The sequence below is a fragment of the Streptomyces sp. NPDC005181 genome (assembly GCF_040608395.1).
Taxonomy (GTDB): domain Bacteria; phylum Actinomycetota; class Actinomycetes; order Streptomycetales; family Streptomycetaceae; genus Streptomyces.
Genome location: NZ_JBEXID010000083.1, coordinates 18,991 through 29,374, shown reverse-complemented (window position 1 = coordinate 29,374; position 10,384 = coordinate 18,991). Strand labels below are relative to the sequence as shown.

The 10,384-nt window shown below is 67.7% G+C and carries 10 protein-coding genes; 2 read left to right on the top strand and 8 right to left on the bottom strand.

Annotation, left to right across the window (positions count from 1 at the left end; translation table 11 throughout):
- Positions 1-119: 119 nt before the first annotated feature.
- The 3 genes from ABZV38_RS32655 to ABZV38_RS32645 form a co-directional block, all read right to left on the bottom strand.
- Positions 120-1,157 (bottom strand): ABC transporter substrate-binding protein, encoded by a 1,038-nt coding sequence (locus ABZV38_RS32655; protein WP_356332056.1) that lies wholly within the window; start codon positions 1,155-1,157, stop codon positions 120-122.
- A 91-nt stretch (positions 1,158-1,248) separates the two neighbouring features.
- Complete coding sequence (locus tag ABZV38_RS32650) at positions 1,249-2,112, bottom strand: ABC transporter permease (protein ID WP_356332055.1); 864 nt, start codon at positions 2,110-2,112, stop codon at positions 1,249-1,251.
- Positions 2,102-2,917: an ABC transporter ATP-binding protein gene (locus tag ABZV38_RS32645; RefSeq protein WP_356332054.1), complete on the bottom strand. Its 816-nt coding sequence runs from the start codon at positions 2,915-2,917 to the stop codon at positions 2,102-2,104. The genes ABZV38_RS32650 and ABZV38_RS32645 overlap by 11 nt, the downstream gene beginning before the upstream one ends.
- Before the next feature lie 217 nt (positions 2,918-3,134).
- Here ABZV38_RS32645 and ABZV38_RS32640 point away from each other — a divergent pair, with 217 nt between their 5' ends.
- Together ABZV38_RS32640 and ABZV38_RS32635 are read left to right on the top strand one after the other, a co-directional pair.
- Positions 3,135-4,733: a sensor histidine kinase gene (locus tag ABZV38_RS32640; protein ID WP_356332053.1), complete on the top strand. Its 1,599-nt coding sequence runs from the start codon at positions 3,135-3,137 to the stop codon at positions 4,731-4,733.
- Entirely contained in the window at positions 4,730-5,428 is a 699-nt protein-coding gene (locus ABZV38_RS32635) for a response regulator (protein ID WP_356332052.1), read from the top strand. The genes ABZV38_RS32640 and ABZV38_RS32635 overlap by 4 nt, the downstream gene beginning before the upstream one ends.
- A gap of 78 nt (positions 5,429-5,506) precedes the next feature.
- On the opposite strand, the gene ABZV38_RS32630 is transcribed toward ABZV38_RS32635, so the two are convergent.
- The 5 genes from ABZV38_RS32630 to ABZV38_RS32610 are packed head-to-tail and all read right to left on the bottom strand — an operon-like array spanning position 5,507 to position 10,374.
- A complete protein-coding gene (locus tag ABZV38_RS32630; protein ID WP_356332051.1) occupies positions 5,507-6,271 on the bottom strand; it encodes an ABC transporter ATP-binding protein in 765 nt (254 codons plus the stop codon).
- Positions 6,271-7,068: an ABC transporter ATP-binding protein gene (locus ABZV38_RS32625; protein WP_356332049.1), complete on the bottom strand. Its 798-nt coding sequence runs from the start codon at positions 7,066-7,068 to the stop codon at positions 6,271-6,273. The genes ABZV38_RS32630 and ABZV38_RS32625 overlap by 1 nt, the downstream gene beginning before the upstream one ends.
- The gene (locus ABZV38_RS32620; protein ID WP_356332048.1) at positions 7,065-7,895 is read right to left on the bottom strand and encodes an ABC transporter permease; all 831 of its coding nucleotides are present in this window, start codon (positions 7,893-7,895) and stop codon (positions 7,065-7,067) included. Before ABZV38_RS32620 ends, ABZV38_RS32625 begins: the two co-directional genes overlap by 4 nt.
- Entirely contained in the window at positions 7,892-8,857 is a 966-nt protein-coding gene (locus ABZV38_RS32615) for an ABC transporter permease (RefSeq protein ID WP_356332047.1), read from the bottom strand. The genes ABZV38_RS32620 and ABZV38_RS32615 overlap by 4 nt, the downstream gene beginning before the upstream one ends.
- The gene (locus ABZV38_RS32610) at positions 8,857-10,374 is read right to left on the bottom strand and encodes an ABC transporter substrate-binding protein (protein ID WP_356332046.1); all 1,518 of its coding nucleotides are present in this window, start codon (positions 10,372-10,374) and stop codon (positions 8,857-8,859) included. The genes ABZV38_RS32615 and ABZV38_RS32610 overlap by 1 nt, the downstream gene beginning before the upstream one ends.
- Between the last annotated feature and the right edge of the window lie 10 nt (positions 10,375-10,384).

Here is a 10,384-nt window from a genome sequence, read left to right as displayed (position 1 = left end):
CACGGAGAGATCGGCCTCTCCGTGAAGCGCCTCTGCCACCTCTGCCGGGGGCATCGGTCCGGGTCGCGTCAGTCCCGTCTTGACGTGTTCCGCCGTTCGGGGGATCGGACGGCGTGCGGTCAGCCCGCGTTCTTGACGAACTCAGTGGTAAAGGTCTTGTCGAGGTCGACCTTGGCGTTCTTCAGGTTCGGGTTGAAGGCCTTCAGGACCCGCTCGACGGTGGCGGGTCCGTCCGCGGGCATGACGCCGTCCGTGGTGAACATGGGCAGTGTGCTCTTGATGGCCTGCGCATAGAGGGCCTTACCGCCGCCCTGCGCGTAGTCGGCAGGCATCTTGGCCGCGATCTCGTCCGCGCTGTGCGTGGACATCCACTTCAGCGTCTTGACGAAGGCGTTGGCCAGCTTCTGGACGGTTTCCTTGTGGCTGTTGACCCATTCGGTCTGCATGTACAGGCTCGAGGAGGGGTAGAGCCCGCCGAGCGCCTGCTTGGAGCCTTCGGGGGTGCGCATGTCGATGAGAATCTTGCCGAGCTTCTTGTCCAGGATGGTGGCGACGGTCGGGTCGGTGGTCATGCCGCCCTGGATGGAGCCCTGCTGGAGGGCGGAGATGAAGGTCTGGCCTGCACCCACCGCGACGGGTGTGAACTGACTGGTCTGCACATCGCTGTTGACGGCGAGGTACTTCGTCAGGAAGTCGGTCGAGGAGCCGATGCCCGTCACACCGAGCTTCTTGCCCTTGAAGTCCTTCGGCGACTTGATGTCGCCCGCCGCCTGGTTGGAGACGATCTCGACTTCGCCGGGAGCCTGTGAGAACTGGACGACCGACTCGACCTGCTTGCCCTTCACCTGCAGGTCGAGGGTGTGGTCGTAGAAGCCGACCGTGCCCTGCACATCGCCGGAGACCAGGGCCGTCTCGGCCTGGACGCCCGCAGGCTCGGTCAGGAGCTGGACCGACACCCCTTCGTCCTTGAAGTAGCCCAGCCGCTCGGTGAGCATCGCGGGCAGGTAGATGACCTTGTCGAGGCCCCCCACCATGATCTTGACCTTGACGTTCTTGCCGTCGGAGGCGCCCGTGGAGTGGGAGCCACAGGCAGTCAGGGTGGTCAGGGCGAGTACGCCGGCGACGGCGACAGCCGAGATCCGGGTGGATGTACGCATCTGGTTCACGTCCTTGTGAAGAAACAGTCGGGTGTTCGGATGGCAGGCGGCGTCAGCGTGCGGAAGTCGGCGCCGGCGTGTGGAACAGGCCTCAGCGCGGGGAGTCGGCGTCAGCCGGTTTCCAGCGGAAGAGCCGCTTCTCGAGGAAGGTCAACAGGCCTTCGGCCAGCAACGCGACGACGGCGAGGATCACCATTGCGGCGTAGACGCCGGCGGCGTTGAAGGTGCCCTGGGAAGCGGCGACCAGCAGTCCGAGCCCCTTGGTGGCACCGATGTACTCACCGACGATGGCGCCGATGAGCGCGAAGCCGAAGCTCACATGCAGGCTGGTGAAGATCCATGACGTGGCCGAGGGGATGACCACCTGGAAGGTGACCTGGCGGTTGCTGGCACCCAGAATGCGGGAATTGGCGACGAGGTTGCGGTCCACCTCCCTGGCTCCCTGGAACGCGTTGAAGAAGACGGGGAAGAACACGAGAACGACCGCGGAGGCCACCTTCGAGGCGGGGCCGAGACCGAACCAGATCAGGAAGATCGGGGCGAGCACGATGCGCGGCAGGGCGTTGAGCACCTTGATGTACGGGCCGAGGACATCGGCGGCGAAGCGGATCCGGCCCAACGCGATACCGAGCAGCACACCGGCGATCACACCGATGACCCAGCCGAGCAGTGCTTCGTAGAGCGTGTACCAGATCTGCTCCCACAGTGAGCCCTGGGCGGTGCCGTCGATGACCCAGGTGCGGATCTGGTCCCAGATCTTTGACGGCATGGAGAAGTTGAACGGATCGATGACGGCGATCCGGGCCAGCCACTCCCACAGCCCGATGACCACGAAGAGCAGTGCGATCCGGCTTCCGAGCACCAGGAACCTGCGGTTGCGGCTGGCTCGCGCTCTGGCCTGGGTCCGTTCGGTCTTGGTGACGGCGGCGCTCGCGGTGAGGGATTCAGGCGACATCGAGGGCACCCCTCTCGCGGGTGATGCGGACCTCTTCGCCGAGCGAGGACCAGATCTCCCGGTAGATCTCGAGGAACCGGGGCTCCAGACGCACCTGTTCGACCTTGCGCGGGCGGGGCAGATCGATCTCGAAGACCTCCTTGACGGTGGCCGGTCCCGCGGTCATGACCACGACTTTGTCGGCCAGTGCGATGGACTCCTCCAGGTCGTGGGTGACGAAGACGACGGAGGAGCCGGTCCCGGCCCACAACTCCAGCAGTTCGTCCGACATCAGGGCCCGGGTCTGCACATCAAGTGCGGAGAAGGGTTCGTCCATGAGCAGGATCTCGGGATCGTTGACGAACGTGGCCGCGAGTGCGACACGCTTGCGCTGACCGCCGGACAGCTGGTGGGGATAGCGGTCCTCGAAGGAGGACAGGCCGACCCGGGCGAGCCACTCCCGGGCGCGTTCCTTCGCCTCGGGCTTCGGCACACCCCGGAAGCGGGGGCCTGCCATCACGTTGGACAGCACGGTGCGCCAGGGGAAGACCGCATCCTGCTGGAAGACGAAGCCGACCTTGTCGCCGATGCCGCGCACCGGCTGACCGGCGACCAGCACCTCGCCCTCGGTGGGCTCCTCCAGGCCGCTGACCAGTGTCAGCGTTGTCGACTTGCCGCATCCGGTGGGTCCCACCACGGCAACGAACTCACCGCGCCCGATGGTGAGGTCCAGTTCTCGTACGGCGGTGTGGAGCGCCCCCGACGGAGTCCGGAACGCTTTGCTCGCCCCCCGCAGCTCGATGGCGGGGCTCGTTTCGCTGTTCATGGGGCGGGACGCTAAATGCGGCCCGGGCACGACGGCACCCTTGCGCTCACAACTCCTGCTTCTGCCCATAACCTGCGGTTCTGCTCGTTCTGCTCACGCCGGCAGAACGAAAGTGCTACGAGGGCTAGTCAGCGACGGCAGCGACGTTTACGTTGCGTTTACACAAAGCAAAACGGAGCTACGGATTCCAGGCCGGCGGAAGGCAGAGGGCGAACACATGCGGATTCACTGGCCCCGCCGTGTCTTCGCCCAGGTCCTGCTCACCCAGGTGGCCATCACGACCGGGGTGGTCATGCTCGTCACCGGGCTCTTCCTTGCCCCGCTCAGCCATCAGCTCGACGACCAGGCGATGCGCCAGGCGCTGTCCATCGCCCAGACCACTGCCGCCGAACCCGGACTGGTGCAGAACCTGACCGGTACCGAACCCAGCCCCGACGGCCCGGTACAGGCCGAGGCGGAGCGGATCCGGCGGGCCACCGGTGCGCTCTACATCGTGGTCATGGACACCCGTGGGGTCCGCTGGTCGCACACCGACACCCCACAGATCGGCAAACACGTCTCCACCGATCCCAGCACGGCCCTGGCCGGCCGGGAGATCATGCAGATCGACAACGGAACCCTGGGCCGCTCGGCACGCGCAAAAGTCCCCCTCCGCGACGAACACGGGACCATCGTCGGCGCCGTCTCGGTGGGCATCGCCTACGACAGCGTCCGCGAGCGGCTGCTCGGAACCATTCCCGCACTTCTGCTCTACGCGGGGGCCGCGCTCGCCGCGGGTGTCCTCGCCGCCCTGGCCGTCTCGCGACGCCTGCAGCGCAGCACCCATGGACTGGCCTTCGCCGACATCTCCGCGCTGCTGGACGAGCGCGAGGCCATGCTGCACAGCATCCGCGAAGCAGTTCTCGCCCTCGACGTCAGGGGACGGATCCGGCTGCTGAACGACGAGGCGCAGCGCCTGCTGGAGCTGACGCCGGACGCCGTCGGACGTCCTCTGAGCGAGGTGCTGCCGCCAGGCCGTGCGGCAGAAGTGCTGACAGGACAGGTCGACGGCGTGGACCTGCTCACCGTCTGCAGGGGACGCGTGCTGATCGCCAATCGCATGCCGACCGGTGACGGCGGAGCTGTGGTCACCCTGCGCGATCGCACCGAACTGGAGCTGCTCGGCCGCGAACTGGACTCCACGCACGGCCTTCTCGACGCGCTCCGCGCCCAGGACCACGAGCACGCCAACCGGCTCCACACCCTGCTCGGGCTCTTGGAACTCGGAAGACACGATGCCGCGGTGGAGTTCGTGGCAGAGGTGGCCAACGGTCACCGGGCATCGGCGGAACAGGTCGCCGAACGCGTCAAGGACCCCCTGTTGTCCGCGCTGTTGGTGGGCAAGTCGGCCATCGCGGCAGAGCGGGGCGCGTCCTTGCGGATCTCCCCGAACACCATGCTCCCCGATCTGGTGGTGGACCCGCGCGATCTGGTGACCGTCCTGGGCAACCTCATCGACAACGCGCTGGACGTCGCGTCCCTCATCGAAGTCGAGATCCGCGGGGAGGGCACCGCAACGGTCCTGCGGGTCAGCGACAACGGTCCGGGCGTGGCTCCCGATCTGCGCGAACAGATATTCACCGAGGGCTGGTCCACCAAGGAGTCCCCCGCACATCGGGGCCGCGGGCTCGGCCTGGCGCTGGTACGCCGTCTCGCGGAGCGTTACGGCGGCGTGGCCCGCGTCGGTGCCAGGGCCGGTGGTGGCGCGGTCTTCACCGTCGTACTGCCCGAGACGCTCACCGTACGGCAGCTGACCGAAGCAGGAGGGGTGCAATGATCGACGTCCTCGTGGTGGACGACGACTTCCGGGTGGCCGAAATCAACGCGGCGTACGTGGCGAAGGTGCCCGGCTTCCGCGTCGTCTCGCGCGCACACACCGCCGCACAGGCACTGTCCGTCCTGGAACGCAGCCATGTCGACCTCGTACTCCTCGATCACTATCTTCCGGACGAGACGGGACTGACGCTGGTACGGCGACTGCGGCAGCTCGGCCACCCGGCAGACGTGATCATGGTGACGGCCGCTCGCGATGTCACGACCGTGCAGACCGCCATGCGCTACGGCGCCCTGCAGTACCTGGTGAAGCCGTTCAGTTCCGCCGGTCTGCGGTCCAAGCTGGAGAGCTACGCGGTCCTGCGCCGCACTCTGGAAGGCGTGGGCAGTGGCCGGGGCGAGGCCGGCCAGGAGCAGGTCGACCAGATCTTCGGGGCGCTCCGCACCCCGGAGGCCGTTCCCGCAGCCGGTCTGCCCAAGGGGCACTCCGCGCCGACCGCCGAGGTCATCCGCCACGTCCTGTCGGCGGCGGACGAACCGCTGTCCGCACACGAAGTCGCTGTCCGCGCCGGGTTGAGCCGCTCCACTGCCCAGCGCTACCTCAAGTATCTGGAGAGCGCGGGCCGCATCAGCCTCAGTCTCAAATACGGCGACACCGGCCGGCCCGAGCACCGCTACGCGTGGGCGAGGGTGAGCTGACGTCCGTACGGTACCGGAGGCATCCGGCACGGCAACGACCAGGTCGAGACTGAGAGGCCTCGTGACCGAGTCCGCCGGTCAGGCGGGCAGTCGCGGCACGCTTTCGACGAGGCGACGCGTGTACGGGTGCGCGGGAGCGCCCAGCACCTGTGCGGTTTCGCCCTCTTCGACAATGCGGCCGCGCTCCAGGACGGCGGTGCGTTCGCACAGCGAGGCCACTACCGACAGGTCGTGGGAGACCATGACGAGAGTCAGACCCTGCTTCTGCTTCAACTCGTTGAGCAGGTCGACGACTTTGACGCGGGTCGTGACGTCGAGCGCGCTGACGGGTTCGTCGGCGAGCAGTACCCGCGGGTCGCACACGGTCGCACGGGCAATCGCGATGCGCTGGCGCTGGCCGCCGGAGAACTCGTGCGGATAGCGCTCAGCTGCGTCGGCCGGGAGTCCGACTCGCTGCAGGGCGTCGGCCACCTTGGGTCCGGCTGTGCTCCGGCTGTCGATGCCGAGGGAACGCAGTGGTTCGGACACGATGCTGCCGACCCGCCGACGCGGGTCCAGCGACGAGTACGGGTCCTGGAAGACACACTGCACGCTGCGCCTGAAACGCCGCATCTGCTCGCGGTCGCGCGGCTTGAGGACGTCGCCGTCGAACCGGACAGTGCCGGACGTCGCCCGGGCGAGCCCGAGCAGCAGCCTCAGCAGAGTCGTCTTGCCCGCGCCCGATTCGCCGACGAGCGCGAGGCTCTGCCCGGTCTCGACGGCGAAGGAGATGTCCTCGACGACGGGCGCGGTGTGTCCCCGGTAGGCGAAGGAGGCCCCGTTCAGCTCCAGTACGGGCGTCATTACACGCTCCTCAGGTCGAGGGCCGATTCCAGCTGCCGCGCGCTGGCCACCAGCGCCTTGGTGTACTCCTCACGCGGGGCCCGCACGATCTCGCTGACGTCGCCCTCCTCCACGGCGCGGCCGTCCTTCATCACCAGGACGCGATCGGTGACCTTCGAGACGACCGCAAGGTCGTGACTGACAAAGAGGACGGCCATGTCCCGTTCCCGTACGAGAGTGTCGAGCAGGTCGAGCATGTCGGACTGCACGGTGACGTCCAGCGCGGTGGTCGGCTCGTCCGCGATGAGCAGCTTCGGATCGCAGGCCAGTGCCATGGCGAGCGCGACGCGCTGCCGCTGGCCGCCGGAGATCTCGTGCGGAAAGGCGCGCGCGATGCGGTCGGGCTCGGGCAGATGCACTTGCTCCAGCGCGTCCGCGACGGCCCGCTTCAGCTCGGCGCCCCTCAGCCCTCGCCTTCTGCCCAGAGGTTCGGCGATCTGTCTGCCGACGCGCATCAGGGGGTCGAGTGCGGTGAGCGGCTCCTGGAAGACGATGGCGGCGTCCCTCCCGCGGACTCCAGTGAGCTGCTTCTCGCTCGCGCCCACGATCTGGGTGCCGGCGAGTTCGGCGCTGCCGGTGGCGGTCATGCCGTCGGGCAGCAGGCCGAGCACGGCGAGGGTGGTCAGCGACTTCCCGGAGCCGGACTCTCCGATGAGGCCGAGCCGTTCGCCGGGGGCGATGGTCAGCGAGAGGCCGTCGACGAGGATGCGCCCGTCGGCCGTACGGATCGCGAGGTCGCGCACGTCGAGGATGTTCATGCGCTCCTCCTCCGTCGGGCCGCCGGGTCGAGGGTGTCGCGCAGTCCGTCGGCGATGAGGTTCACGCCGATGACGAGCAGGACGAGCAGGATGCCGGGGGCCAGTGCGCCGGCCGGGGCCGTGGTGAAGGTGGCCTGAGCCTCCTGGAGCATGCGGCCCCACGAGGCGTTGGGCGGCGGCGCTCCCAGGCCCAGGTAGGAAAGGCCCGCCTCGGCCAGCACCGCGAGCCCGAACTGGAGGGCCAGGTTCACCACGAGCGTCGGCCAGATGTTGGGCAGCACATGCCCGGCCACGATCCGCGGCCACGACGTCCCGGACGTGCGCGCGGCCGTGATGTAGTCCTGTGCCAGGACCCGCTTGACCAGGACCCGCACAAGCCGTCCCGCGACCGCGCTCTGCGCGAGGCCGATCGCCAGCACGGCGGACCCCAGAGTGGCCGAGTGCGCGGCGACGATGAGCATCGCCAGCAGCAGCGTCGGGAAGGCGATCAGGATGTCGAGGAACGCGGAAAGTGTGTCGTCGAGCCAGCCCTGGGCGAACGCGGCCAGCACGCCCAGCGTGATGCCGACGGCGGCCGCGATGAGAACGGAACCCAGGCCCGCTTCGACGGCGACCCGCGAGCCGGTCATCAGCTGGGTGAACAGATCACGTCCGAGCTTGTCGGTGCCCAGCAGGTGGCCCGCACCGGGGCCCGTGAGCCGCCCGCCGGACGTGTCGTCGGCGGCGTACGGGGCCCAGAAGAGCGAGACCAGCGCAAGCAGCGCGATCAGGCCGGCCAGTACGCATCCGAAGGTCAGCGTGTACGAGCGTTTCGTCGACTGCTTCATCGGGCACCTCCGGAGAGCCTGCCGCGGAGCCGAGGATCGATGATCCGCTGGACGAAGTCGGCGGCGAAGCCGATGACCAGCACCGCGAGCGTGGAGACGAACAGCACGCCTTGGATCACCGGATAGTCGTGCTGTGCGATGCCGGTCGCGAGCAGCGAGCCGAGGCCGGGAAGCGCGTACACGGACTCCACGACCACCGCGCCCAGCAGCGTGGACGCCAGCTCGATGCCGAGGATCGAGATCACCGGCACCGAGGCGTTGCGCAGACCGTGCCGCCACATGGCCCGCCCGAACGACGAGCCCAGGGCGCGCGCGGAGCGCAGATAGTCGCTGTCCAGTACATCGAGCGTGGCCGACCTGACGTAGCGGATCAGTGAGGCGCTCATCACGAGCGCGATCGTGCTGACGGGCAGGGCGAGCGAGCGGACCGCCTCGGCCGGCTGCGACCAGCCGTCCGGCGGGAAGCCGCCTGCGGGCAGCCAGCCGGCGTTCAGCGCGAAGACGGCTATCAGGATCATCCCGAGCCAGAACACGGGGACGGCCATGCCTAGTTGGGAGACTCCGCTGAGCAGCGCGCCGTACCAGGTCCTGCGCCGGTGCGCAGCTACGAAGCCGACCGGGACGGCGATGAGCACCGCCAGGACGAACGCCGTGAGCGTCAGCGGGACGGTGACGTTCAGCCGCGAGGCGACCTCGGGCGCGACCGGCAGCGAGCTGACGAACGACGTACCGAGGTCACCGGCGGCCAGCTGCCCGATCCAGTGGACGAACTGCTCGGGCAGCGGCTTGTCGGAGCCGATGGAGTGCCGCGCCGCCGCGATCTGCTCGGGGCTGGCGCCCACCGAGGTGAGCGCGTTGGCAGGGTCGCCCGGCAGCATCCGCAGCAGCACGAACAGCACCACGCTCGCAAGCGCCAGCGACACCAGCAGGAAGGCGAAGCGGCGCAGGAGATACCGCGCCATCAGCCCTTCTCGATGTCGTACGCGAAGAACTGCGAGTTGAGGCCGTTGACCGGGTAGCCCGACAGCTTGCTGCTCGCCACGACGATCTGCGGGTACAGGTACAGCCAGTCGCTGGCCGCGTCCTCGGCGGTCCGGCGGTTGACCTTCTTCAGCAGTTCGGTCTGCTCAGCCGTGCCGGACGCCTGCTCGGCCTCTTCGACCCACTTCGTGACCTGCTTGTTGTCGTAGCCCCAGTAGAAGTCGGGGTTGCCGTACCAGACCAGGTCGCGGTCGTTGACGTGCTCCTGGAGCGTGGCCGTGAAGTCGTGGTTTTTGTAGACCTTCGTGTACCACTCGTCCGGCGTGATCGTGTTGATCTTGACGGTGATGCCGACCTTGGCAAGCTGCGACTTGATGAAGGTCGCCGCCGTCGGGTGCGGGTCGTAGTTCGGGGTGTCGAGGGTGAAGGTGAAGCCGTTCTTGTATCCGGCCTCGGCCAGCAGCTTCTTGGCTCGCGCGGTGTCGTGGGCGTTGACCTTGGAGAGGTCCTCGTACCACGGGTCGGTGGGCGGCACCATGGAGCCGATGAGCTTGCCGTAGCCGCCCCAGACCGACTCCAGCAGCTTCTTGTCGTCGATGGCGGAGGAGACGGCCTGGCGAACCTTGACGTCCGTGAAGGGCTTGGCCTTGTCGTTGAAGGCGAGCAGCAGCTTGGTCGTCGAGTTGCCGTCGTTGACCTTGTAGTTCTGGTTGCTCTTGAACTGGTCGAGAGCGTCGGGCGACTGCTCGCTCGTGACAACGTCCACGGCATTGGTCAGGAGCGCGTTGTTGAGAGCGGTCGCGTCCTTGTAGTAGTGGAAGACGACCTGCTTGTTGCCGGCCGCGTCGCCCCAGTAGCCGGCGAAGCGGTCGAGGCTGAGAGCGGAACCGCGAGTCCACTTGTTCAGTCGGTACGGGCCGGTGCCGTCCTCGCTCGTCTTGAGGCTCTTCGCGTCGGAGTTGATGATCCACACGTAGGAGAGGTTGTAGACGAAGGAGATGGACTTCTTCGACAGCTGGACCTTCACCGTGCGCGCGTCCGGTGTCTCGACGGACTTGATGACCTCGAGATTGCTCTTGCGCGCGGACTGCGAGTCCTTGGCTATCACCTTCTCCAGGCTGTACTTGACGTCCTGGCCGGTGAGCTTCTTGCCGCTGTGGAACTTCACGCCGTCGCGAAGGGTGAAGGTGTACGTGAGTCCGTCGCCGCTGACCTTGTAGTCCTGGGCGAGCAGATTCTCGACCTTGCCGTCGTCGGTGAGCTTGAACAGCCCTTCGTACACGTTGCCGTTGAGCGCCTCGGTGACGCCCTGGCCGCCGCCCGCGGTGTTGTCGAGATTCTGCGGCTCGTAGAGCGAACCGATGTTGACCGTGGCGTTCTTGTCGTGCGCCCCTCCGGCGGCGCCGCCCCCGTTGGAGCCCCCGCCGCAGGCAGTGAGGGTCAGGGCGAGGGCGGCGGCGGTGGCGCCGCCGTACAGGGAGGTCTTCTTGATGCTCATGAGGAGTACG